Here is a 24,339-nt window from a genome sequence, read left to right on the forward strand (position 1 = left end):
ATCCAGCAGGAACAGTTTGGGTTGACGCACTACGGCTCGGCCAATGGCAACGCGCTGGCGCTGTCCGCCTGACAACTCGGACGGGAAGCGCTTGAGATAGTCGTCGAGCTGCAACATGCGGCTGGCTTCAGCGACGCGGGCCTCGATCTCCGCTTTCGGGACACCCTCCTGCTTCAAGGCAAGAGACATGTTGTTGGACACATTGAGATGCGGATAAAGCGCGTAACTCTGAAAGACCATCGCAATGCCGCGTTTGGATGGCGGAATGTTGTTGACGGTCTGCTCGCCGATTTTTACTTCACCGGCCGTTGCATCCTCAAGCCCGGCCACCACACGCAGAAGCGTTGACTTGCCGCAGCCCGAGGGGCCGACGAACACGACGAACTCGCCTTCTTGCACTTCGATATTGATGTCTTTGAGCACTTCGGTCTTGTCAAAAGACTTGCAAATATTGGTCAGGGTCAGCGCCGTCATTGCGTTGGCTCCTCTAAATAGACTGTTTTACCATTACGGATGCTTTCGTCTGCCGCAAGGCAAATTGAAAGAGAGAGAACCGCATCCTGCATGTGACGTGAAAGATCGATGTCTTCGGCGATCGCCTTGAGCATATAGGCTTGTTCGGCATCGCAAAGTTCCTGATGGCCAGGCTCGCCTGCGAGGTTGATATATTCATCTCCCCCGGACCTGTGGACCAGAATGCCGCCCACCTTAGTGTGGCCTCCGACATCTGCCGAGGCCCCCTTGTTGCCATCGACGATGGAAACGGGACCCGTTTGGCGACACGATGTCTTTGACGAAGAAGGCTGTCTCGGACATCATCGGCCCCCACCCTGCTTCGTACCATCCGACAGAACCGTCCGAAAAGGTGACCTGCAATTGTCCATAGTTATACATGTCCGGGGCGATTTCATCGGAAAGTCTCAGCCCGATGCCATTGACCATGACGGGTTTGGCGTCGGTGATCTGGCACATCACATCAACATAATGAACACCGCAATCAACAATTGGGCTCGTGGTCTGCATCAGGTTCTTATGGGTCTCCCACTCGGAACCGGTTGACTGCTGGTTGAGATTGAGACGGAAAACATAGGGACCGCCCAGATTACGGGCTTCGTCTACAAACCGCATCCAGGATGGATGGTGGCGCAGAATATAGCCAATAACCAGCTTGCGTCCCGTCTCGATTGCGGTCTGAACCACCCTCTTTGCATCTGCTACTGTGGTGGAAAGCGGCTTTTCGACGAAGACATGGCAGCCGGCCTTCATGGCCGCGATAGCAAAGTCGGTGTGACTGTCGGAGTAGGTTGCGATCACAACGAGATCCGGTTTGACCTTTCCGAGGGCTTCATGAAAATCGGTGTAGAGCGGATATTGATCCAGTTCCGACTGTGGGAAAGATTTGGAGCGATTGACGAGCGCAACAATCTGACTGTCGGGATGATTGTGATGGGCCATCGCGTGGCTGAAGCCCATATTGCCGAGACCGGCGATAAGAACCTTGATCATTTCACGGCTCCTGACGTAATGCCTCGAATGAGTTGGCGTGAGAAAATGATATAGAGAATGAGCACCGGCAGGATGGCCATGGAAAGCGCCGAAAGCACTGCGTTTCCAGTCGGTGACAAACTGCCCGATAAAGACCTGGCTGCCCAGGGTCAGGGTTTTGGTCTCTTCGGCTGGAGCCAGAATGAGCGGAAACCAGAGGTCATTCCAAATCGGGATCATGTTGAAGACCGCGACCGTTGCCATGGCTGGCCGGACCAGCGGCACGACAATGCGGGCGAAAATGGTGTATTCACTAAGGCCATCCACTCGACCGGCATTCTTGAGGTCGTCGGAGACCTGTCGCATGAACTCGCTGAGAATGAAGATCGCCAGCGGCAGACCTTGCGCCGTGTAGACAAGGATCAGGGCCCAGAGGCTGTTGACCAGCCCGGTCGCGACCATCATTTCAAGGATGGCAACGGTGCCGATGCGGATCGGGATCATGATGCCGAGTGCGAGATAGAGCCCCATGATCGTGTTGCCCTTGAAACGGTATTCGCTCAAGGCAAAGGCGGCCATGGCACCGAACAGCAAGATGAAAAACAGAGAAGCCACTGTAACAATCATCGAGTTCTGGAAATAGAGGAAGAAGTCCCCCTGCTGCATCACCGTTTCATAGCCGATCATGGAAAAGCTGTCGCTGTTTGGAAGCGACAGCGGTTCGCGGAAGATGGCCTTGCGGCTTTTGAAACTGTTGATCAGGATGACAAAGACCGGAAACATCGCGATCAGGGTGTATATGATCAGCGCACCATGCATGGCGAGGGCGCTGACAGGATTGGAGCGTGCCTTGTTCATCGTCTGGCTCTCCTATAGCTGGTAGCGGCGCATGCGCGTCTGGATGGCAAACAGGTAAAAACAGACCCCGATCAGGATGATCGCGAACATGGCGCTCGCAATGGCTGAACCCATATTGGGATCTCCGAGCTGAAGCTGGAAGCCAAAGAAGGTGCGATACATGAAGGTGCCCAGAATGTCGGTCGAGAAATCCGGTCCGGCCAAGGCCCCTTGTGCAGTATAGATCAGGTCAAACGCGTTGAAGTTGCCGACGAAGGTCAGGATCGAAATGATACCGATGGAGGGCAGGATCAGCGGCAGTTTGATTTTCCAGAAAGAGGACATGCCGGTAATGCCGTCTATCTCACCGGCTTCAAGAATTTCATCAGGAATGGATAACAGCGCCGCGTAGATCAGCATCATGGGAATGCCGACAAACTGCCAGACCGAGACCAACGACAGGGCCGTCAGTGCATAGTCTTCCTTGCCAAGCCACGGAGCGAACAGGGACCTGAGACCGACGGCCTTTAGCATGGATGGTGCGATACCCCAGATCGGAGAAAGGATCAGCTTCCAGGCAAAACCGACAATCACAAAGGACAGGATGGTCGGGATGAAAATGGCTGAGCGGTATAGGGCGGCAAAGCGAAGCCGGGGATGGCTCAACATGGCCGCAAGCGCGATACCAATGGGATTTTGCACCAGCATGTGAATGCAGAAAAACCAGAAGTTGTTACCAAGGGCATTCCAGAACTGTTTTGACCAGAGCGGATCGCCAAACAGGGATTTGAAATTATCGAGCCCCACAAAGACACGCACATTCTCGATTTCGCTGTAAAGAGCGAGGCGCAGCGTATTGAAGAGGGGGAAAATCATGACCGCCGTATAGACCAGCACGGCTGGTGCAAGAAAAACGACGATATGCCAACGAAAACGAGGGGCTTGCATCAGGATCTCCAGATAGAGAGCATTTCACGCCTCACCATGTGGGGCGGACATGTTCCATGCTTTGGTTCAAGACCAATCATAAAAAAACGGAACGATTGGCCGAACATCAAAGCCCAAAAGGCAATTCCTTACAGGATGGGCTCCAGCATCGGCCGGGCAGAGACTGCCCGGCCAAGAGACATGGGTTAGGCTTCAAACACCAGGTCTATTTCTGAGGATCGTACCAGCTGGCAAGACCGTCCTGAAGTTTTTTGCCAAGCTCTTCCGGAGTTGACGTGCCCTTGATCGCAGCAACCGAAGCGCCCCAGGTTTCGTTTTCGAGGTTTGGCGTGCCGCGAGACAGGATCTGATAGGTTGACCGGATGGTGGTTTCACACTCGCCACGCCAGCTGACGAATTCCTGAGCCAGCGGATCGGACATTTCAACTGGCGTCTTGGAAAGCGGGAAGAAGCCAGGCAAAGCGTTGCCGAAGATCGATGCGAATTCCGGAGAAGCCACCCAGCTGAGGAAGGTTTTTGCAGCTTCCGCATTTGGGGTTTTCGCATTCATGCCGATACCGATATCGGTGTGGTCGGAAATGTAGCAGGTATCGCCGGCTTTCTGTACGGGTGGTTTGAATGCACCCATTTCGAAGTCAGCCTGAGCATTGAAGCCGGAGATTTCCCAAGAGCCGGCAGGATAAATCGCAGCGCGACCAAGGGTAAAGAGGTTCTGGCTGTCAGGATAGGTCTGTGCTTCATAGCCGTCGCCAAGATAAGGAGCCCATTTTGCCAATACGGCATATGGTTCTACCCACTGAGGATCGGTCAGTTTCTGCTCACCCTTGATCAGAGCCAGACGGCCTTCTTCGCCTTTCCAGTAGGTTGGGCCGATATTCTGATAGCCCATGGTGGCAGCTTCCCACTGATCGTTGGTGCCCATTGCCATTGGGATATAGGTGCCATCTTCCTTGAATTTTTCGAGCGCTGCGAAGAATTCGTCAACAGTGGTCGGAACCTCTACGCCGACTTCATCGAAGGCGTCTTTGTTGTAGATGAAGCCGTGGATCACGGACGCCATTGGCACACAGAAGGTTGCTGCGCCATCATCGGTCTGCCATGCAGCCTTTGCAACGTCAGAGAAGTTGTCCATGGCTTCCATGTCGCTGAGGTCGGTCAGGAGACCTGCCTGATAAAGTGCAAGGGAAGCATCGAACGGACGACAAGTGATGATATCACCGGCGGAGCCCGCTTCGAGTTTGGAGTTGATGGCAGAGTTATATTCGGTTGGGGCCATCGGGGAGAATTTCAGCTTGATGCCCGGATGGTCTTTTTCAAAAGCGGGGATGATTTTTTCCTGCCACAATTTCAGGTCGTCATTCCGCCAGCTTTCGATGGTCAATGTGACATCGGCTGCATAGGCAGCACTGCTCAGCAGGGTCGCTGCGAGGATAGAAATCGAAGTAAGTGTTCTTTTCATATTAACCTCTCTGTATTGGGTTGCTTGACTTCAGGTTCTCGATGATTTTCTTTTTTTTATTATGTGTTTAAACTGGATTTTACGCGCCCGAGCGCGTTTCGCAAAAGCCCCTTTTCCTCCAGGATCAGTTCGTGCGCGAGATCTTTGCTCAGAGTTCCGGCAGCAATGAGGCTGGCGACCTTGACATTGCCCTCTGCCAGGACAAGCGCCTCTTCGGCGGCCTCCTCTGAAACGGAGGTGATCGAGCGGACCATCATGCGCGCGCGATGACGCAGCTTTGCATTGTCGGCCTTGAGATTGACCATCATGCCATCATAGACATGTCCCAAATGCACGGCCATCACGGTGGAGAGCATGTTGAGCGCGATTTTTTGCGCCGTGGCCGCTCCCATGCGGGTAGATCCTGCGATGACTTCGGCTTCTGTGGGCAGATGAATGGCCACATCGGCAATCTCGAGCAAGGGTGTCTTGTCGTTATTGGCGATGGCGATGACTTTGGCACCTGCCCGCCGGGCAATATTGGCGGCTTCAAGCGTATAGGGTGTGCGTCCGCTGGCAGAAATGGCAATCAGGGTATCCTTTGCGCCAATGGCGGCAAGGTCTGCTGAGAGAGTGCCGGTTTCATCTTCGGTATCGCCGGGCATTTCTGCCTTGCGCGGGATGCCTCCTGCCATCAAAAGCTGGATCTGCTCCGATCCGATCCCGAATGAGCCGCCCAGTTCCATCGCATCGGCCAGGGCCATCAAGGCGGAAGAGCCCGCGGCTGCATAGATCAGGGATCCGCCTTGTTCGATGCTGTTGGCCATCAATTCAGAGCCTGTGCAAATCTGCGACACCGCTCCTGCGGTCACCTGTGCCGCGGCGATCTGGTTTTGGGCGATGAGAGAGGCAATGTCACAGGGCGACCGGGTGTCCAGTTCCTTCGCCTTGCTGTGCAATTTTTCCGTTACATTGCTCACGTCAGTCTCCCTCTAAACACTCAATATAATACCTTTTAAATACCATCTGTCCAGACCAAAAAAACTCATCATCTTGGGTTACTAGCAAAGAAATTTAGGCGACAAAAATTTTTGGTATTGTTTTGGTCTCTTTTTGTGGCATATTGTAAACAAGATAGTTGCGGGAATGGAACAGTTTCGAAAGGGCCTTTGTTGCCATATGTCAGTGCCTGTCATGAATCTGACATGCAATGGCGTGAAAGACAAAGGCAATTAGACGGGATCGCCAGATGAATGTGGAAGAATTTCTTAGCCCCGGTGAATGGTTGAACAAGAAATTCGGCCCTTTGTATATCTTGCTCAGTCGACGCATCGAAATGGGAATCGCGAGTGGTGTTTTGATGCCGGAGGACTCTCTTCCCGCAGAACGCGACATCGCCGACATTACGGGCATGTCTCGTGTGACCGTCCGCAAGGCCATTCAGGAACTTGTTAAAAAGAGTGTGGTGGAACAACGGCACGGATCCGGGTCGTTCGTGCGGGCGCTGCCGAACAAGGTCGAGCAGTCCCTGTCTCATCTGACGAGTTTTACCGAGGATATGATCGCACGAGGTTACGAGACCTCCTCGATCTGGCTTGAAAGAGAGATCCGCCGCCCCTCGCCCGATGAAGTCCTCACACTTGGGTTGTCCTCCGGTGCGATGATTTCTTGCCTCATGCGCCTGCGTCAGGCCAACGGCCAACCAATGGCGCTTGAACGTGCGATGCTGCCCCTTGATATCCTGCCAAGCCCGGACATCGTGACGTCGTCTCTTTATGAGATCCTTGAAAAGGATGGCAATCGCCCGGTCAGGGCGGTGCAAAAGATATCGGCGGTCAATCTTGCCGAAAAGGAAGCCAGCCTGCTTTGCGTTCCAACCGGAATGGCTGGCCTCAGCATTCGCCGCATTTCCTATTTGCAAAGCGGCCGGGCCATTGAGCTTACCAAGTCCGTTTATCGCGGCGATGCCTATGATTTCATCGCTGAAATGAGTTTCTCCAACTAACAGGGTTACGCCTATGACACATATGCTACAAGAAACCCGGGAAATCCCCGCAGCCGTAGAGCGGCTTCTCAAGTCTGCTCCGGAGGTGATTGATCCCGTTGCATCGCGGCTGAAACAGGCCGATCCTGCACTTGTCGTTACGGTTGCTCGCGGCACATCCGACCACGCTGCGCATTTTCTGAAATATGCCATTGAACTCACTTTGGGGCTTCCGGTTGCCTCGCTTGGGCCTTCTATCGCTTCGATTTACGGGGCACCCATGAAGCTGGACAAGGCGGTGTCCTTTGCCATTTCTCAATCTGGGGCAAGTTCAGACATCGTGGCTCTGGCTGAAACCGTTCGCAGGGGTGGCGCGTTGACAACGGCGCTGGTCAATACCAATCCTTGTGCGCTCGCAGATGCGTGCGAGATGGTTGTCGACATCCAGGCCGGGGAAGAAGTGGCGGTGGCTGCGACCAAATCCTTTGTCAGTTCCATCGTTGCCGGGCTCGCGATCATTGCTCGCTGGGGAGAAGACAAGGCGCTCTTGGGAGCGCTGGACCGGTTGCCAGAGCATCTCAATGAAGCTCTTGACCTTGATTGGTCCAGTTTGATGGAACCGCTGGCAGAAACCTCGTCTCTCTATATGATCGGTCGCGGCCCTTCGATGGCGATCGCTTCGGAAGCTGCGCTAAAATGCAAGGAAACCAGTGAGTTGCATGCCGAGGCCTATTCGTCGGCAGAGATGATGCACGGGCCGGTTTCGCTCGTTGATCGCGATTTCCCCGTGATTGCCTTTGCTGCGCGCGATGCAGCAGAGCCATCAATCGTTGAAACCGTTGGTAAACTGGTTGCCAAGGATCCACGCTGCTTCATTTCATCAAAGCATGCGGGTGATGCCAATCCCCTACCCTTCGTCGCTACAGGGCATCCGCTGACAGATGCGCTTGCGCTCATCGTGCCCTTCTACAATTTTGTCGAATCGCTCTCCAGACGTCGCGGCTTTGATCCGGACAATCCTGTAGCCCTCAACAAGGTGACGGTGACGAAATGAGCAAGCCTACAGCCTATATTGCCGATCTGATTTTTGACGGGACCGTGTTCCATCAACAGTCGGCATTGCTGGTCGAAGGCGGGAAAATCGTCAGCATTGCCTCCAGAAATGACGTCCCTTCCCGGTTTGTTATTGCCGATCAGACGTCGCATTACATTGTGCCGGGATTTGTCGACTTGCAAGTCAATGGCGGAGGCGGTGCTCTGTTCAATGACAATCCGACGATTGAGGGAATCCGAATCATCTGTTCCGCTCATGCCCGATTCGGAACTACGGCTCTTTTGCCCACTCTCATCACGGACACCGCAGAAACGAGGGACAGGGCTTTGGCCGCGGGCAAGGCGGCGTTTGAGCAAAGGGTTCCCGGATATCTTGGGCTCCATTTGGAAGGTCCTCACCTTTCCATTGCGCGCAAAGGCTGTCATCTGGGTGATCTGATTCGCCCTCTGGACCAAGACGATGTCGCAGCCCTTCAAGCTGCGGTCGGGTCTTTCGGCATACCAATGATCACCTTGGCGCCGGAGAACGTCCTGCCTGAGCAGATCGCCAGCCTTGCTGACGGCGGTTGGAAAGTGAGCCTTGGCCATACCGATTGCAAGGGCGCGACAGCGCTCGACTATTTCGAAGCCGGAGCCAGTTTGGTCACACACCTGTTCAATGCGATGAGCCAGCTCGCCAATCGGGAGCCGGGTTTGGTTGGTGCGGCCCTGGCTTCCGACCCGATCCATTGTGGCATGATTGTTGACGGATTTCATGTCGATGTCACGACCATGAAGGTGGCTCTCAGTGCCAAAAAGGGTCCGGGAAAGATATTCTTCGTCACTGACGCGATGTCTCCAACAGGGACTGATGCAACACAGTTCGAGCTGTTTGGTCGCACGATTTATCGACGAGACGGGCGTCTGACGCTAGAAGACGGGACGCTTGCGGGGGCAGATATCGACATGAACACCATGGTGAAACGTGCTTGTCAGGCGTTGTCACTGTCGCTTGAAGAGGCTTTGAGAATGGCTTCCCTCTATCCTGCGCAGGCCATCGGGGCGACTGGTAAAGGACATTTGAAAGCCGGTGCGGATGCCGATTTCCTGTTTCTCGATCAAGATCTGACACTTGGTTCGACCTGGATTGCTGGCTCCTGCGCGTTTGAAACCGGTATGTAAGGGTCTGTTTCATGATCGTCTGTTTCGATATCGGCGGGACTTCTATCAAAGGTGCTTATGCACAAGATCCCAAGACTCTTTCACTCGTGCCGCGCATTCCAACTCCGGCACAGGATTATGATGCATTTGTTGCTGCCCTGAAGCGTGTCATTGATGATGCTCCGCAGAAGCCTGACTGTGTCTCTATTTCGATTGCCGGAATCCTTCATCCTGCCGATGGCAAAGCCATTGTCGCCAATATTCCGTGTCTTCATGGCACGCCGATGCGGGAGCGCCTTACCGATGATCTCGGGTTACAGGTAATTGTTGCCAATGATGCAGATTGTTTTGCATTGGCGGAGGCAGAGCTTGGAGCCGGGCGCGGTCATCGGATTGTTTTTGGCGTCATTCTTGGCACGGGTGTTGGTGGTGGGCTTGTTATCGATGGCAGGCTGATCAACGAGAATGGCGGTCCTGCCGGAGAATGGGGGCATGGCCCAGTTGCGTGTACGTCCGCCGGTAATCCTCCTATGCAAATTCCGCGCTTTCATTGTGGTTGCGGGGTCGACGGCTGCCTGGATGCAACCTGTAGCGCACGCGGCCTTGAGAAATTGCACAAGCATATTCATGGCGACGACGAAAGTGCAGAAGACATTCTGGCCTTTTGGCAAGCGGATGACGCCAAGGCTCAGCGAACGCTCGAAATCTATATTGAATTGCTGACCGGGCCCTTGGCAATGATCGTCAACATGACGGGTACTTCTGTCATTCCGGTTGGTGGCGGGTTGTCCAATGTTCCGGCTCTTATCGAGGCGATTGACAAGGCAACAAGGAGCAAAACCCTGCTACGACCGACCGAGAAGCTTGTCATTCCGGCAGTAAACAAAATCGAGCCGGGCATTATTGGGGCCGCTGTTCATGGTCACAGCGTGTTGCGCGCTCAGCGAATCAATGTTTGATCGGATATTTCATCGGTGCAAGGACAGTTTCAAAGTCAAAGACGGCCAATGCTCGAAGTTTGTGTAGACAGTCATGAAGGGCTTGATGCGGCGGTTCGTGGAGGTGCTGACCGAATAGAGCTTTGCTCCTGTTTGGCCATCGGAGGGTTGACGCCTTCAGTCGGCTTCATGAAAGACGCTGTCCAAACCTGTGCCCTTCCCGTTCATGCGCTCATCCGGCCTCGGGTCGGGGGCTTTGTTTTCAGCCATCGGGACGTCGAGATCATGCGCGAGGATATCCTTGCTGCCAAAGCAAGCGGACTGGCGGGCGTGGTGATTGGCGCACTCAATGAGGAAGCCCGACTGAATGAGAGCGTTCTTCTGTCCCTGCTGGATTGTGCGGGCGGTCTGGACGTTACTTTCCATCGGGCGTTCGACATGTCTGCCGATCCGTTTCGGACTTTGGAGCAGCTTGTCGCATTTGGCATCAAGCGGGTTTTGACTTCTGGTGGTGCATTGACCGCGCTTGATGGCATAGAGCGATTGCGTGCCCTGATCGAGATCTCGAGAGGCAGGATATCCATCATGCCGGGAAGCGGCGTAAATGCGACCAATGCGACAAGATTCCTGGCAATCGGCGCGAGGGAATTACACGCCTCCTGCTCTGCAATTTCGGGGGATTCGAATCCCGACCTGCTTCGCTATGGGTTCGATCTGAAAGGCAGAGGAGAAACAAGCGCCGAGCTGGTTAAAGACCTCAAGGCGACCATGGTTTCCTATGGGGATGAGCCACGTTGATGCAAAATGACCATCGGGCGGACGTTGATGGTCATTTGAAGATTTCACGCCCGACAGACAGGCCTATTTCAGATTTTTGTCACCCATGGCGATGAAGCCGGGATTTTTGAATGGCTTGTCAGAATGATGTTGCTTTCCATATTGCAACGGGTTCCCATCTTGAGAAACAACAATTCCACCGGCGGCTGACAGAATGGCATTGCCTGCGGCTGTGTCCCATTCCATTGTCGGGCTAAAGCGTGGATAGAGATCCGCTTCCCCTGCCGCCAGAAGGCAGAATTTGAGCGACGATCCGATGGGCTTTTTTTCTCCGATTTCAAAACGGTTCAAGAAATTCTCGGCTTCTACGGTGTAATGGGAGCGAGATGTGCAGACATCGATAGTTTCAGGAGCCGGACGCGTCGATATTCTTCTTTTATTTGTCATTTGATGAGAAACGCGAGGGTCGCCTATCTCCGCGCGCCATGCGCCCATTGCAAGCTCTCCTGCAAAGACCCACCCCATGACCGGAGCAACGATGACCCCGAGTGTCGGAATTCTATTTCTCATAAGCGCGATATTGACTGTGAATTCGCCGTTGCGGCCAACAAATTCCTTGGTGCCATCGAGCGGATCAACCAAAAAAAAAGTCATCCCCGACCTGTGGCAGATCTCCGGCCGCAGTTGATTCTTCCGCAACGACAGGAATGTCCGGTGCCAGCTGCGACAGATGCGCAAGTATGATTTCTTCTGCCTTCTGATCTGCGAGTGTAACCGGAGAATTGTCGGTTTTCATCTCGACATCGAACTCGGTTTCATAGATGTCGAGAATAATCTCGGAAGCGCATAGTGCTGCTTCAACGATGCCATCAAGGAGGTCTGTCACGAATTTTGGCCTTCATTTATTCTGTTTGATCATTCCACTCTCGGCCGGTCTCTTTCGAATCCGCGGCCGATCTATGATGATTATGTTTTTTGTTTGTGGCCCTTTTCAAGCATTCAAGTGTAACCGATTATGTCAGCCGCAAATTGCAGGTGCCGGATGTGGGCCTTCGGATTTTCTTGCCAATCCAAAACTCAGATCAAAAGGGGTGGTTTTGCCAAATCGTAAATTTGTAAAACACTATTGCCGCAATTCTTCACTTGCGTTTCCATCTGAGGTTCCAAATTGCTCATAATTACGATAAGATAGCGAAAGTTGGCTCGCTTGAAACATCTTGAATGGTAATTGACAAATATTGGAATCATACATGAAGTTGGCCATAATTGCGGATGACCTGACCGGAGCGCTTGATAGTGCTGTCCATTTCGCGGAGCGCGGGCTCAAAGTTTTACGCATATTTGATGCGGGAATGGTGTCAAAGGCTGTTGCGAGTGATGCTGATGTCCTGGCTGTCTCTACCGGATCGCGGGAGCTTCATGAAGATGAAGCGGCCAAACGCGTAAGGGACGTGCTCGATGAGATCAGAAAACACTCCCACGAAACGCAATGCCTCATTTTCAAGAAGGTCGATAGCCGACTGAAAGGTCATATCGCCAGAGAAATCGAAGTGATGGGATATGAGGATGATCAGATTCTGGTTTGCCCTGCCATTCCGAAACTCGGGCGTTTCGTAAGGGACGGATTTCTTCAAGGTGTAGGTGTCGAAGACCCCATCGATGTTGCTGCGACAATCCCGGTTTCCAGAGGCTGTTGTTTTGATGCCAGCAGTCAGGCGGACATCGATGCCGCTTTGAAACATTTCCCAAATAATGGGCTTCTTGTCGGTGCTGCGGGTTTGGCCGAGGGCATGGCGAAAAAGATGGTTCCCACTCAAGTCAAAAGACCCGGGCTCACAATGCCGGCGCCTTGTCTCTTTGCCATTGGATCCCGAGACCCGGTAACCCTGGCTCAGCTGGAGGCATTTTACCCGATCAAGGCTCCGAATGGTGATGTTCCTGATCCATTTCCATTCCCGGAGAAGGTGAAGGTCATTCAAATGACTCAAGGCTCAGAGGTGGTCTCGGGGAAGGTTGCAGGTAGCGCTTTTTCATGCGGAGTCGCGCGATGGATCAAGGAGCTAGAGTTGCCAAGTTTTCTTGCCTGCGGCGGCGAAAGCGCAGCGGAAATTTGTGCCAATCTCGACATCGATCTTTTGCAGATATTGGGAGAGATCATGCCCGGGTTGCCCCTTTCGAGAGCCACTACGGGGGGGCGCGATTTGCTGATTGCGACGAAGTCCGGCGGGTTTGGCAATCCGGACACGCTTGAATATCTTGCTCAAAACCTTGTAATAGAATGTGACAACGCGAACAGACGGGACCCAAGCAAGTGACGCAGAATGATGAAGCCAGTGAGACGCGAAGTCGACCACGGCGCCTTTTGGCCGACAAGGTTTATCACACTCTCTTTAGCAGAATCACGAATGGTGACTATCCGGTCAATCAGCGCATGCCTTCCGAAAACCAGTTGGCCGAGGATCTTGGCGTATCTCGTCCTGTCTTGCGCAACGCATTGGAAAAGCTCCGCAAGGAAGGCCTTATTTATGCACGTCAAGGGGCTGGTAATTTCGTGCGGGCGCCGTTGGTTTCTCCTGTCGGATTTGCTCGTGTCGAGACACTTTCTGACATCCAGCGTTGCTATGAGTTCCGACTTAACCTTGAAACCACAGCCGCAGTTCTTGCGGCTGAACGGCACAATCACGCGATGCTGAAGGAAATGGAAGATGCCCTCGATCTGATGCGCACGGCGACGGGAAGCCAGGTGCACCGCGAAGACGCCGATTTCTCATTTCACATCGCAATCGCCAAAGCCAGCAACAATCACTATTTTGAAACGGCGATGCGTGCTCTGCGCGAACATATTTATGTCGGCATGCAGATGCACGGCCAATCATTGCTCAATGAAGGAGGGGCCGCGCTTACCCATGTTTTCGAGGAACATGATCGTATTTTTGAAGCCATTCGAAATCACGATGGTGCGTTGGCGTCTTCCCTGATGCGGTCGCATCTGGAACATTCACGCGATCGCCTGTTTGGCGGTGGGCTGATTGATTTGAGAATGCTCGACGACACCGCGTCCTGAGGAGTGGTTCGTTAGGAAGGCAGATTGTTTCGGCCTGCTCATTTTGTGATTTTGGCAAAGACCGCAGGACCTTAAGCCTATTGGCCCGAAGGGCGATCAGGCCTTCGCAGGAATACAAAAAGGGGAGCATTATTGCTCCCCTTCCCTGTTCTACAGGTGAAGCCGACACCTGGTTGTCATTCTTGGCGTGTTTTGGAGTTTGCCAGCTTGCCGGCATAAGTCAGCGCGCAGAGCATGTTTTCATGATTGGCCTTGCCTGTCCCGGCAATATCGAAGGCGGTGCCGTGATCGACAGAGCAACGGTCAATCGGCAGTCCGAGAGAAACATTCACTGCCGTGTCAAACGCAATCAGCTTGATCGGGATGTGGCCTTGATCGTGATATTGTGCGATCACCAGATCAAAGGCCCCCGTGTTGGCGCGGTGATATACTGTATCTGCCGGGATCGGTCCAACGACATTGATGCCTTCTTTTTGCGCCATTTCAACGCCCGGCAGCGTCTGGACATCATCCTCATTGCCAAACAATCCCCCTTCCCCGCAATGCGGGTTGATGCCGGCAACGGCGATACGAGGATTGTCATACCCCATCCGTTTGAAATGGGTGTGCCCCATCTTGATGGTTTCGTAAATGCGCTGCGGGGTTGCCCTTTCGATGGCGTCTTTCAGAGATACGTGCGTTGAAATATGCAATACGTTGAGCGTCTCCGAGGCGAGCAGCATCCATGAGCTGCGGGAACCGGTCAAATGCGCCAGCATTCCGGTATGACCGTCATAATGATGACCTGCCGCATTAAGAGCAGCCTTGTTGATCGGCGCTGTTACGATGCCCACAGCGTTGCCAGATTCTACCATTTCGACGGCCCGTTTGATGAACTGGAAAGAGGCTTCACCGCAAGCCGGAGACAGAATGCCAAACTCTTCAGGCAATCCGTCCACGTCGATATTGACCACAGCCAGCGATCCTGACGGCCCTTCAGTGCCATGCTCATGCAGCGGAAGGTCAAGATTGCAGACTGCCTTTGCTCGCTCCAGTGTCTTCATGTTTCCGATGACGGCATAACGAGACCTCTCGCTGGCAGACAATGCCGCCATGGCTTTGATGGTCACTTCGGCACCAACGCCAGATGGATCGCCCATCGTAATGACTACGGGATTGTTCGACATTTCAGTCTCCTAAGTGAAGGGAGAGCCAATGCTTGCTCCCGATTAACGTGTTTCTGGCGCATGGTGGGCGCAGCGATGCGCCCCAGGTTGTTCATGCGGCAACGCGCTGGATATCAGCAATTTGCCACCATTTGTCAGGCCATCATGGCGCGCGGTCGGCGTCATGAAGGCGGATCTATCGTGTGTTTACTTTGACCGTCAAATCAGGTCGTATTTTTTAAGAAGAGCCTCAACCTGTTTGTCCTGTTTCGGATCGGGCAGCAATGCTGGCTGCCGAGAGGCTCCGACTGAATGATCCATCACCCACAATGCCCGTTTCACCATGGCGGGAGCGAAGCCAAGGCCATACAGATCCTTGCGGAAATTGCCATAGATTTCCTGCGCTGCTGCCGCCCCGTCTTCGTCGCCATTATTGAAGCAGTTCACAATGGTGGCCAGGACATTCGGCATGACGTTGCCAAGGCCGGAAATGCAGCCTGCTGCGCCATTTTTAAAGGCCCAATGAACCAGATGATCTGGTCCGGAATAGACGTCGAAGCCCTCCACTTCATTGCCAATCTGCATATAGGCTTCGAGAGTGTCCTGTTGGCCGCCGGAATCCTTGATGCCTGCAATGTTTGGATGGGCGGATAATTTGCGGGCTGTTTCCGGCTCGATGTGATTTTGGGTGCGGGCCGGAATATCATACATATAAATCGGCGTGTTAACGCTGTCGGCCACGCTGAGATAATGTCGTTCGAGGCCATCCTGAGTACAGGAAATGAAGAATGGCGTGATAACGGCAATGCCGTCCACCCCGATGCGGTCAAATTCCTTGGCGAGCAGCTTCGTTTCGAACGTTGCGGGCATGCCAGCATTGACAATCACCTTGCTTCGCCCGGCCACTTCGGAAACGACTTCTTCCGTCAAGCGCACCTTTTCATCAAACGTCAGGGCGGAGAAATCACCATTTGTTCCGGCGCAAAGGATGTTGTTGCCCGCCTCTAGCTGACGGCGTACCTGGGCGCGGGTTGCTTCGTAATTGAGTGTTTCATCTTCATTGAAACATGTGACGAGCGCAACATAAGCCTCTTTGGTCATGATTATCTCCGATTTGGGTGGGGCTTGCGAAGACATCTCTTTCGACAAGACCGTGGTAACAAGAGCCACGACAGGATATCACCATCATGGCTGGCAAAAGGAATGTGTTCTTCCGGTTTGTGGGGAGGATATGGGATCGCCGGTCGGCTATCATTCGTCACATGAGGCCTCCCGCATCTTCAATCTTGCGGTTCGGGCGATAGAGAATGCCACGAGCCAAGGGCTGTATGAAGGGCTGTTTGGTTGACAGGCGGAAAAACCGCAAATGGCGACCGACAATGCCGACAATGCACCACGCGGCCTTGTTGCAGACAACCAAAGAGTCTCTGCCAATCCAGGCGTTGTTGCTGAGAGATGAAACAGTCGACATCCCTTCCTCCACTCCGGGATCGATTCTACTTCTCTGGTGCTTGATCAAGCTCTTGGTTCAAAGCATGCTCAGGATCTGGCAATTTGTCAATATATTTCAATCAATTCTCCATCCTGGAATTTGTGAAGTGAATATCTTTAAGGCATTGCTATTGCTCTCTGCGTCTTGAAAATTTCTTATATTGTACTGAAATTACAATGTTATTTTATCTGGCGAACGGTCGTATCTGTTTTGTTGTGAGTTTGACATTATGCGAATTGTCATGTTTTACATGTCGATACAATATTGACAAATTTGATTTTGTGGCCGTATTTTTATGCACACTTGGTTTTAGAATAACGGCCTTCAGTTTGCCAGATAGGGCCACGTTACCCATTGGGAGAAAAGATGATGCTATCCCTCACCTCACCGATTGAAATTCAGTTTCCTCCCATCGTGCGCTTCGGTGACGGAACCATTGGAAAACTGGCCGACTGGGTAAAGGACAAGGGGTTCAAGAAACCGTTTGTCGTGGCTGATAGCGTCAATGCCAGTCGTCTGGATCTGTTGGGTCTGGGTGACGTCGCCTGTTTTAGCAAGGTCGTGCCCGAGCCGGACATTCCCAATCTCATTAATGCGGTCGCTGCGTCCGACGGTTGTGATCTGGTCATCGGGTTCGGAGGCGGATCGGCCATGGATCTTGCCAAGCTGGTCTCAGTCTTGTCAGGGCAGCCGGTCAGTTTCGAGGATATTTCCGGGCCTCACCGTGTCAAGCGGCGTTCGGTTGGGCTTGTTCAGATCCCGACAACGGCTGGAACAGGCTCCGAGGTCGGCACAAGGGCGCTGGTAACCGATCCTGCAACTCTGAGCAAAGTTGCGACGGAAAGCGTTCACATGCTTGCCGATATGGCAATCATCGACCCAGTGATGACCATGACTGTCCCCCCCATGGTTACCGCGGCTACAGGGGTTGATGCGATGGCCCATTGCGTTGAGGCCTTTACGTCAAAAAGGTCTCATCCGATTATCGACAACTATGCGATTCAGGGTATTGAACTTGTCGGCAAGTATCTCAAGCGTGCCGTTGATGACGGTTCGGATGCAGAGGCTCGCACAGGGTTGGCTCTTGCCGCTTTTTACGGCGGTGTTTGTCTTGGCCCGGTCAATACAACATCTGGCCATGCGGTGTCCTATCCGCTTGGCACACGTCACAAGTTGGCCCATGGCATAGCCAATGCGCTCATTTTTCCACATACCTTGGCGATGAACACAAATGCTGCTCCTGAGAAAACGGCGCGAATCTGTGCAGCTCTCGGTTTTTGCGGTGAAAGCGTGGATCAGGTGCGAGAGGGGGCCATAGAGTTCTGCAAGTCTCTGGGGCTGGACATGCATCTTGAAGCCCATGGCATTCCCCAAGAAGACTTTGCTGAAATGGCCAAAGAGGCCCATGCCATTCGCCGCCTGCTCGACTGGAATCCTGTCGATCTGACGGTTGAAGATATCGAGTCAATCTATAGAAAAGCCAACTAAAAACCGACCACCTGTCGCACACCTCCCTAGCGAATGGGTTACTTGCCTTCCATTTCCTCATAAAATGGAAGGCATTTTATTGCGTCGATTTTTCGCGACCAAGATAGTTCACAACTGGATCTGGGGGCGGATTTTTTTCTTCAACAGCGTTACAATGCATATGTTTTGTTCAATGAAGGTGTGACGGTACCCGTTTGTAACGCCGATATGAGGGTCTGATTCAAAACAAGCAGTTCAAATGTCGATTTTTGTTACTGCTAATGTTTGAAACTATTGAACTAGATCCAACAAGCGAGTAATACAATAGTCTACCATCATGGTTCCCATTATCAAAAGAGGTTCGCAATGGCTTCCGACTACAAACAAATGATGAAAGACGTCTCTTCCCAGGTTGCAGTTCTGAAAAAAGATCAGCCTGACACCATCGCCGGTTTTTATGCAATGGCTGGTGGCGCAACCAAAGACGGTGCGTTGGATGAAAAAACAAAAGAACTGATCACCTTGGCAATTGCTGTTGCTCTGCGCTGTGAACCTTGCATGGCTTTCCACACTGCCGCTCTGGTTCGTCTTGGCGTCTCCAAACAGGAATTGGAAGAAACTCTTGGCTGCGCAATCTATATGGGCGGTGGCCCTGCTCTGATGTATGCCGCTCACGCAATGGAAGCATTTGATCAGCTTTCCAAAAAAGGCTGATTCAGCCTGAAGCGAATGAATTCAACGGGTCGGCAATTTGCCGGCCCTTTTTTGTTCATCGATATATTGAATCGTCGATTTGGAGCGCTGTGCATATGGCATTGACTTGCTGAATGGGGCATTGTGGCATTGGATATGCTCAGGATGGCAAAAGGGCTATCATTCCGTTTGGGAGAATAATCGTGACAGACAGATCAAAATGGCTCGTCAGTACAGAGTGGCTTGAAACAAATTTGGACAATCCCGATATCGCCATACTTGATGGGTCCTGGTATCTGGCACATATGAATCGCGATCCTGAAAAGGAATATGTCGAGGCTCACATTCCCGGTGCCCTCTTCTTTGATATCGACAAAATCGCCGATCTTTCTCACGATCTGCCGCACATGCTTCCTCCAACCGTGGTTCTTGATCAGGCCATGACGGATATGGGGGTTCGGGATGGCCAGAAAATCGTCATCTATGACGGTGCCGGTCTCATGATTGCTCCGCGCTTGTGGTGGACGTTACATGTGATGGGCGTCAAGGATGTCGTTATCCTTGATGGTGGCTTTCCAAAGTGGGTCGCAGAGAATCGCCCTACCACAAACGCAAAAACCATTCGCCCGCAAGGAAGCTTCAGCTCAACAGACGGATCCGCTTCGGTCAGCGATTTTGACGACATTCTCAAGGCAATTGATGACGAGGATATCCAGATCGTTGATGCCCGCTCGGAAGAGCGATGGCGCGGTCTTGCGCCTGAGCCGCGCCCTCATCTGTCTTCGGGCCGGATGCCCGGTTCAAGGAATGTTCCCTTTGCCGACCTCGTCGACGAAACGGGGTGTTTCAAAGACAGCGATTATATCCGTCAACGTTTCATCGATGCAGGGGTTGATCTCGACAAACCGATCATCACGACCTGTGGCTCTGGAGGGACTGCCGCAATGCTGAGCTTTGCCCTTGATATTTTGGGCTGCAAGGATGTGTCGCTTTATGATGGCGCCTGGATGGAATATGCCGCCAAAGAAGGTGTCATTATCGAGAAAGACGTCTAGACAGAGAAGGACGTCTCGTTTCTGATACCCGTTTCCAATGCCTGAAGCTAAAAAGCCCGGCCAAATAAATGACCGGGCTTTTCGTTGAGATGATAAGGGATTAGTGAAGAATCTGGCTGAGGAACAGTTTGGTGCGTTCGTGCTGAGGATTGGTGAAGAATTCCTCGGGCTCATTCTGTTCCACAATCTGGCCCGCATCCATGAAGATCACACGGTTGGCAACCTGACGGGCAAAGCCCATTTCGTGGGTCACGCAGAGCATGGTCATGCCTTCTTCTGCCAAGTTGACCATAACATCGAGCACTTCCTTGATCATTTCAGGGTCGAGGGCCGATGTCGGTTCGTCGAACAGCATGATGCGCGGGGTTCATGCAAAGCGAACGGGCGATCGCCACACGCTGTTGCTGGCCACCGGACAGCTGACCGGGATACTTCAATGCCTGCTCAGGGATCTTGACGCGCTCCAGATAATGCATGGCAATCTCTTCGGCTTCCTTCTTGGGCATATTGCGAACCCAGATCGGAGCGAGTGTGAGATTTTCCAGAATTGTCAGGTGCGGGAACAGGTTGAAATGCTGGAACACCATGCCGACCTCGCGGCGAATCTCGTCGATCTTTTTCAAATCGCTCGTCAATTCGATCCCGTCGACAACGATCTTGCCTTCCTGATGTTCTTCAAGGCGGTTGATGCAACGGATCATGGTTGATTTACCAGAACCGGATGGGCCGGCGATGACGATCCGTTCGCCGCGCATAACCTTGAGGTTGATATCACGTAGCACGTGGAAATCACCAAACCATTTGTTCATGCCTTCGATTTCGATTGCGACATCTGTATCGGAAATATGCATTTTTTTCCGATCGGCTTGGAGCTCTTTCGCGTCGACTGCATTATCAATCATAGTCATACTCCTTGCGACTTATCGTTTATGACCGGTGTGCAGCCGGTTTTCCATGAATATTGAATAGCGTGACATACCAAAGCAGAAGATCCAGAAGACCATGGCTGCAAACAGGTAGCCGGTGTGTGAGGTAACCGGAGTTGACCAGGTCGGGTCTGTGAAGGAGGACTGCACCTGTCCCAACAGATCGAACAGACCGATAATCAACACCAGCGTGGTGTCCTTGAAGAGTCCGATGAACGTATTCACGATGCCCGGAATGACCAGTTTCAATGCCTGTGGCATGATGATCAGTCCAGTTGACTGCCAGAAAGTCAGCCCAAGAGCGTCGGCACCTTCATACTGCCCTTTGGGAATGGCCTGCAAGCCACCGCGGACAACTTCCGCCATATATGCAGCAGAGAAAAGGGCAACACCGATCAAAGCCCGGAGCAACTTGTCAAAGTTGACACCCTCTGGAAGGAAAAGAGGCAGCACAACCGACGACATGAACAGCACCGTAATCAGAGGCACACCACGCCAGAACTCAATAAAGATGATACAGACCAGTCGGATAACCGGCATTTTGGAACGACGGCCAAGAGCCAGAATGATACCCAGCGGCAGGGATGCGACGATACCCGTGATCGCGATGACCAGGGTCACCAGGAACCCGCCCCAGTTTGCTGTTTCAACTGGCATCAGACCAAAATCGATGGACATGATTGCATAAATCACGCCAATGGCGACGCCAATCGCGCCGATCGTCGTCAAAACCGGTCTCATCTTGCCTTGTGTTGCATAGGTGATGAGCGCGGCAAGAGCCATAACAATCGCAAAGATGATGACGAAGGTCAGAACGTGATCCTCAAACGACAGGTTTCCACCAGTCAGAAGAATGAATGTCATAACCGGGAAGACGATCAGCATGAACAGAACATTCTCGCGTTTGAAAGGAATGGCCGGGATCAACGCTGGGATCAGGCCAAGAGCGCCAACTGCAAAGACAATATTGACCCGCCAGTATTCCTCGACCGGGTAACGGCCATAGACGAACTGATTGAAATAGGCACCGACATAGGCCCAACAGGCACCATGGGCTCCATCGCCGACTATACAGGCCTCACGGTCCTGCCCTTCCCAGACCGCATGCAGGAAAGCGAACGGAACAATGGCATGCAAGATCAGATAGATGATATAGATGCCGATCATTGTGAGAATGGTGTTGGAGACGGATGAAAACAGGTGCGTTGCCATCCAGTGCAAGGGACCATTTGCGCTGATCGGTGCCGGACGTTCCGGCTCCATGTCTTTGCGAACATAGGAGAGTGGGTATTTCGACATGATATTCTCCTATCTTTCGACCAGTGCGATGGACCGGTTGTACCAGTTCATCAGGATGGATGTTAACAGGGATATCGTCAGGTAGACGATCATCCAGACTGCAATAACTTCGATGGCCTGACCGGTCTGGTTCAAGACTGTGCCACCAACCGAAACGATGTCGGGATAGGCAATTGCCACAGCAAGTGAGGAGTTTTTGGTCAGGTTGAGATATTGGCTGGTCAATGGTGGAATGATAACCCGCATTGCCTGAGGGATGATCACAAGGCGCAAGGTCGGGCCTTGTCGAAGTCCGAGGGCGTGAGATGCTTCGGTCTGGCCGTGGTTGACCGCCAGGATCCCTGCCCTGACGATCTCGGCGATGAAGGCGCCGGTATAGATTGTCAAGGCGAGCAGAAGGCCGATAAACTCGGGGATGACTTTCATGCCACCCTTGAAGTTGAAGCCCTTGAGTTCAGCATAATCGTAACTGATCGGCATACCCGAAACGAGGTAGGCCAGAAGCGGCAGGACAATGATCAACCCGAGACCGACAAGAAATATCGGAAACCTTTGGCCGGTTGCTATCTGACGTTTTTTGGCCCAAATGCTCAATATGATCGTTGCAACAATGGCAATGACGAGCGCGATCAGAATACTGCCAGACCCATCCTCGAAGATCGGACGTGGCATATAGAGCCCACGGTTATTGAAGAAAAAGGTATCAAGTATCCCAACCGATTTCTTGGGATGAGGCAATGAACGCAAAACTGCAAAATACCAAAAGAACAATTGCAGCAACAAGGGAATGTTGCGCACGATTTCGATATAAAGGGTTGCGATTTTGGAAATGACCCAGTTGCTTGAAAGGCGTGCAATGCCCATCAAGAAGCCAACTATGGTCGCAAGAACAATACCGATGACGGCCACGAGTAACGTATTGAGCAGTCCAGCCAGCAGGGCTTGACCGTAAGAAGACGTCGCGCTGAGGTCGATCAGCGACTGGTTCGGAAGAAAACCAGCGGTATTGTCAAGAAAGCCGAAACCGGAAGCAATATTTTGCTTTTCCAGGTTGTGAGCAGCGTTCTGAACGATGCTCCAGAAGAGATAGACAAGTCCTCCTACCAGCAACAGCTGATAGATGATGCCCCTTACCGTCGGATTGTTAAATATCGATCCGCTGGAGGAACTGGTCGTGGACCCCTCGTGTGAATTAGCAGCCATTTTATCCTCGTGAGATACCGGTAGTTATAACCAGCCATTCGAGTGCGATATCCACCCGTTTTCCGGGATTAAGATTCAATTCATTATCGTGATATCGCCTACAAAAAACCCCGGCGGACGGATTTGTCCTGCCGGGGGTCTTCATTGCAGATTAGCGGATCGGAGGAGCGTACATGAAGCCGCCGTTAGACCACAGAGCGTTTACGCCGCGAGAAATTTTCAGCGGAGTTGCAGGGCCAACGTTTTTGTCGAAAGCTTCAGCGTAGTTACCAACCTGTTTGACGATGTTGTAAGCCCAGTCATTGGACAGACCAAGAGCTTCACCGAATGCACCTTCAACACCGACGAGACGACGGATGGATGGGTTGGTGCTTTCTTTCATTTCGTCAACGTTTGCAGAGGTTACGCCGAGTTCTTCAGCATTGACCATTGCGAACAGGGTCCATTTTACGATGTTGAACCACTGGTCGTCGCCCTGGCGAACAACCGGGCCGAGAGGCTCTTTGGAGATGATCTCTGGCAGAACGACATGCTCATCAGGGTTGGTGAGTTTCAGGCGCTGTGCATAAAGGCCAGAAGCGTCAGTGGTGTAAACGTCGCAACGACCGCTGTCATAGGCCTGAACAACTTCGTCAGACTTCTCGAACTGAACCAGTTCAAGATTCATGTTGTGAGAGCGGAAATAGTCGGTAACGTTCAACTCGGTGGTGGTACCGGTGTTGGTGCAGACAGATGCGCCGTCAAGCTCGAGAGCGGACGTGATGCCCAGAGATTCGCGAACCATGAAGCCCTGACCGTCATAATAGGTAACGCCAGCAAAGTTCAGGCCCAGTGAGGTGTCACGGGTCATGGTCCAGGTGGTGTTACGGGACAGAACGTCGATTTCGCTGGACTGAAGAGCAGTGAAGCGCTCTTTTGCAGACAACGGGGTGAATTTGACAGCGGTTGCATCGCCGAATACAGCGGCAGCAACAGCGCGGCAGACGTCTACGTCGATGCCGGTCCAGTTGCCCTGATCGTCAGGGTTGGAGAAGCCTGGCAGGCCCTGGCTAACACCGCACTGAACAGCGCCTTTCGCTTTGACATCATCAAGGGTGGCAGCGCTAGCAGCGGTTGCGCCGACAGCCATTGCGGAACCCATAAGTACGGAAATAAGAACTTTCTTCATTTTGCAGCCTTACGTTTGTTGCCCAAATAAGAATTCGATTGTCTCGTTAAAAACCAGTTGGCAATGGGATGCAAAAAACATGCCTTGCCCTGCTAGGATTTTTGTTGTTGGTCAAAATGGCACGATGTCGCATTTGACTTTGATATCGAAGAAAATTATTCGACTTGGGTCAAGAGGCAAAATGCATCGCAAAGCTCAATAACGTAAATTTCGCACGAAAATTGTGC

Annotated in this window: 22 protein-coding genes and 3 pseudogenes; 10 read left to right on the plus strand and 15 right to left on the minus strand. The window is 52.5% G+C overall.

Annotation, left to right across the window (positions count from 1 at the left end):
- From ACHZB8_RS06345 to ACHZB8_RS06370, 6 genes and pseudogenes are all read right to left on the minus strand, one after another.
- Positions 1 to 474, minus strand: a 474-nt coding sequence (locus tag ACHZB8_RS06345) for an ATP-binding cassette domain-containing protein (protein WP_316859427.1), incomplete at its 3' end; no start/stop codon positions are given.
- Positions 471 to 1,506: pseudogene (locus ACHZB8_RS06350) on the minus strand (Gfo/Idh/MocA family protein). The gene ACHZB8_RS06345 and the pseudogene ACHZB8_RS06350, both read right to left, overlap by 4 nt.
- A pseudogene (locus ACHZB8_RS06355) lies at positions 1,503 to 2,343 on the minus strand (carbohydrate ABC transporter permease). Before ACHZB8_RS06355 ends, ACHZB8_RS06350 begins: the two co-directional pseudogenes overlap by 4 nt.
- 12 nt (positions 2,344 to 2,355) lie before the next feature.
- On the minus strand, positions 2,356 to 3,270 hold the full coding sequence (locus ACHZB8_RS06360) for a sugar ABC transporter permease (RefSeq protein ID WP_316859428.1): 915 nt from the start codon (positions 3,268 to 3,270) through the stop codon (positions 2,356 to 2,358).
- Between the two features lie 205 nt (positions 3,271 to 3,475).
- Positions 3,476 to 4,729, minus strand: a complete 1,254-nt coding sequence (locus tag ACHZB8_RS06365) for an ABC transporter substrate-binding protein (RefSeq protein WP_316859429.1) — start codon at positions 4,727 to 4,729, stop codon at positions 3,476 to 3,478.
- A 59-nt stretch (positions 4,730 to 4,788) separates the two neighbouring features.
- A complete protein-coding gene (locus tag ACHZB8_RS06370; RefSeq protein ID WP_316859430.1) occupies positions 4,789 to 5,688 on the minus strand; it encodes an N-acetylmuramic acid 6-phosphate etherase in 900 nt (299 codons plus the stop codon).
- A 269-nt stretch (positions 5,689 to 5,957) separates the two neighbouring features.
- Between ACHZB8_RS06370 and ACHZB8_RS06375 the strand changes: the two genes are divergently transcribed.
- From ACHZB8_RS06375 to ACHZB8_RS06395, 5 genes are read left to right on the plus strand one after another with little or no spacing between them, the layout of a single operon-like run.
- Positions 5,958 to 6,713 carry a GntR family transcriptional regulator gene (locus ACHZB8_RS06375; RefSeq protein ID WP_316859431.1) on the plus strand — a complete coding sequence of 252 codons (756 nt, stop codon included), beginning with the start codon at positions 5,958 to 5,960 and terminating at the stop codon, positions 6,711 to 6,713.
- Between the two features lie 13 nt (positions 6,714 to 6,726).
- Positions 6,727 to 7,746, plus strand: a complete 1,020-nt coding sequence (locus ACHZB8_RS06380) for an SIS domain-containing protein (protein WP_316859432.1) — start codon at positions 6,727 to 6,729, stop codon at positions 7,744 to 7,746.
- Positions 7,743 to 8,906, plus strand: coding sequence for an N-acetylglucosamine-6-phosphate deacetylase (gene nagA, locus ACHZB8_RS06385; RefSeq protein WP_316859433.1), 1,164 nt, complete (start codon positions 7,743 to 7,745; stop codon positions 8,904 to 8,906). The genes ACHZB8_RS06380 and nagA overlap by 4 nt, the downstream gene beginning before the upstream one ends.
- An 11-nt stretch (positions 8,907 to 8,917) precedes the next feature.
- Positions 8,918 to 9,844, plus strand: coding sequence for an ROK family protein (locus tag ACHZB8_RS06390; RefSeq protein ID WP_316859434.1), 927 nt, complete (start codon positions 8,918 to 8,920; stop codon positions 9,842 to 9,844).
- A gap of 48 nt (positions 9,845 to 9,892) precedes the next feature.
- A complete protein-coding gene (locus ACHZB8_RS06395) occupies positions 9,893 to 10,621 on the plus strand; it encodes a copper homeostasis protein CutC (RefSeq protein ID WP_316859435.1) in 729 nt (242 codons plus the stop codon).
- A gap of 63 nt (positions 10,622 to 10,684) precedes the next feature.
- Here the strand turns inward: ACHZB8_RS06395 and ACHZB8_RS06400 are convergent, their stop codons facing one another.
- Both ACHZB8_RS06400 and ACHZB8_RS06405 read right to left on the minus strand, forming a co-directional pair.
- Positions 10,685 to 11,254: an inositol monophosphatase family protein gene (locus tag ACHZB8_RS06400; RefSeq protein ID WP_316859436.1), complete on the minus strand. Its 570-nt coding sequence runs from the start codon at positions 11,252 to 11,254 to the stop codon at positions 10,685 to 10,687.
- A complete protein-coding gene (locus ACHZB8_RS06405) occupies positions 11,235 to 11,486 on the minus strand; it encodes an inositol monophosphatase family protein (protein ID WP_316859437.1) in 252 nt (83 codons plus the stop codon). The genes ACHZB8_RS06400 and ACHZB8_RS06405 overlap by 20 nt, the downstream gene beginning before the upstream one ends.
- Positions 11,487 to 11,850: 364 nt before the next feature.
- On the opposite strand from ACHZB8_RS06405, the gene ACHZB8_RS06410 reads away from it, so the two are divergent.
- Both ACHZB8_RS06410 and ACHZB8_RS06415 read left to right on the plus strand, forming a co-directional pair.
- Positions 11,851 to 12,915, plus strand: a complete 1,065-nt coding sequence (locus tag ACHZB8_RS06410; RefSeq protein WP_316859438.1) for a four-carbon acid sugar kinase family protein — start codon at positions 11,851 to 11,853, stop codon at positions 12,913 to 12,915.
- Positions 12,912 to 13,664, plus strand: a complete 753-nt coding sequence (locus ACHZB8_RS06415) for a FadR/GntR family transcriptional regulator (protein WP_316859439.1) — start codon at positions 12,912 to 12,914, stop codon at positions 13,662 to 13,664. Before ACHZB8_RS06410 ends, ACHZB8_RS06415 begins: the two co-directional genes overlap by 4 nt.
- A 176-nt stretch (positions 13,665 to 13,840) precedes the next feature.
- Here the strand turns inward: ACHZB8_RS06415 and pdxA are convergent, their stop codons facing one another.
- The 3 genes from pdxA to ACHZB8_RS06430 form a co-directional block, all read right to left on the minus strand.
- A complete protein-coding gene (pdxA, locus tag ACHZB8_RS06420) occupies positions 13,841 to 14,830 on the minus strand; it encodes a 4-hydroxythreonine-4-phosphate dehydrogenase PdxA (RefSeq protein ID WP_316859440.1) in 990 nt (329 codons plus the stop codon).
- Between the two features lie 198 nt (positions 14,831 to 15,028).
- A complete protein-coding gene (locus ACHZB8_RS06425; RefSeq protein ID WP_316859441.1) occupies positions 15,029 to 15,910 on the minus strand; it encodes a dihydrodipicolinate synthase family protein in 882 nt (293 codons plus the stop codon).
- 157 nt (positions 15,911 to 16,067) lie between these two features.
- Positions 16,068 to 16,280, minus strand: coding sequence for a hypothetical protein (locus ACHZB8_RS06430; RefSeq protein WP_316859442.1), 213 nt, complete (start codon positions 16,278 to 16,280; stop codon positions 16,068 to 16,070).
- 390 nt (positions 16,281 to 16,670) lie between these two features.
- On the opposite strand from ACHZB8_RS06430, the gene ACHZB8_RS06435 reads away from it, so the two are divergent.
- From ACHZB8_RS06435 to sseA, 3 genes are all read left to right on the plus strand, one after another.
- Complete coding sequence (locus tag ACHZB8_RS06435; protein WP_316859844.1) at positions 16,671 to 17,789, plus strand: iron-containing alcohol dehydrogenase; 1,119 nt, start codon at positions 16,671 to 16,673, stop codon at positions 17,787 to 17,789.
- 345 nt (positions 17,790 to 18,134) lie between these two features.
- Positions 18,135 to 18,482 (plus strand): carboxymuconolactone decarboxylase family protein, encoded by a 348-nt coding sequence (locus ACHZB8_RS06440; protein WP_316859443.1) that lies wholly within the window; start codon positions 18,135 to 18,137, stop codon positions 18,480 to 18,482.
- A 182-nt stretch (positions 18,483 to 18,664) separates the two neighbouring features.
- On the plus strand, positions 18,665 to 19,516 hold the full coding sequence (gene sseA, locus ACHZB8_RS06445; RefSeq protein ID WP_316859444.1) for a 3-mercaptopyruvate sulfurtransferase: 852 nt from the start codon (positions 18,665 to 18,667) through the stop codon (positions 19,514 to 19,516).
- A gap of 100 nt (positions 19,517 to 19,616) precedes the next feature.
- On the opposite strand, the pseudogene ACHZB8_RS06450 reads toward sseA, so the two are convergent.
- From ACHZB8_RS06450 to ACHZB8_RS06465, 4 genes and pseudogenes are all read right to left on the minus strand, one after another.
- A pseudogene (locus ACHZB8_RS06450) lies at positions 19,617 to 20,367 on the minus strand (amino acid ABC transporter ATP-binding protein).
- Between the two features lie 69 nt (positions 20,368 to 20,436).
- Positions 20,437 to 21,741: an ABC transporter permease subunit gene (locus ACHZB8_RS06455; protein ID WP_316859445.1), complete on the minus strand. Its 1,305-nt coding sequence runs from the start codon at positions 21,739 to 21,741 to the stop codon at positions 20,437 to 20,439.
- A gap of 9 nt (positions 21,742 to 21,750) precedes the next feature.
- Positions 21,751 to 22,944 carry an amino acid ABC transporter permease gene (locus ACHZB8_RS06460; protein ID WP_316859446.1) on the minus strand — a complete coding sequence of 398 codons (1,194 nt, stop codon included), beginning with the start codon at positions 22,942 to 22,944 and terminating at the stop codon, positions 21,751 to 21,753.
- A gap of 151 nt (positions 22,945 to 23,095) precedes the next feature.
- Positions 23,096 to 24,112 (minus strand): amino acid ABC transporter substrate-binding protein, encoded by a 1,017-nt coding sequence (locus tag ACHZB8_RS06465; protein ID WP_316859447.1) that lies wholly within the window; start codon positions 24,110 to 24,112, stop codon positions 23,096 to 23,098.
- Positions 24,113 to 24,339: the final 227 nt, after the last annotated feature.

The organism is uncultured Cohaesibacter sp., assembly GCF_963556055.3.
GTDB lineage: Bacteria > Pseudomonadota > Alphaproteobacteria > Rhizobiales > Cohaesibacteraceae > Cohaesibacter.